This is a genomic window from Micromonospora sp. DT44, assembly GCF_049841635.1.
GTDB lineage: Bacteria > Actinomycetota > Actinomycetes > Mycobacteriales > Micromonosporaceae > Micromonospora.
In genome coordinates this window covers 1-299 of sequence record NZ_JBNCKS010000198.1, presented here as the reverse complement: position 1 = coordinate 299, position 299 = coordinate 1, and the positions used below count along the sequence as shown (strand labels likewise).

The following is a 299-nucleotide window of genomic DNA, read 5'->3' as shown; positions in this document are numbered from 1 at the left end:
GAACAGAGAGGACGTCTCATGGTTTATAAAAAAAGAACCGAAGAAGAGTGGGTAGCGTTCGACGAGATAGCACGAGAATACTACGGAGCACGAGAATACTACGGAGATGGCCAAAAAAATCTGCTGACAGCCCCCTCGCCAAGATACAAGAGGCGGGCCACCAACGGGATTGTGGTACACCTCGGAAAAAATCTTTATGATTGGCGGCGGGAGGGCAAGCAGATTCCCGGTGACATGCCCCAGTACCTGAGGGATTTTTTGGAGGGTTGCGGAGCGATCGGCGTTCTGGCGAAGGCGGT

At 52.8% G+C, this 299-nt stretch carries 1 protein-coding gene; it reads left to right on the top strand.

Going from position 1 to position 299, the window contains the following annotated elements; all coding sequences use genetic code 11:
- Positions 1-18: 18 nt before the first annotated feature.
- Positions 19-299 (top strand): hypothetical protein (locus ACLQ25_RS32890; protein ID WP_425734620.1); only part of this gene is annotated, 281 nt, incomplete at its 3' end.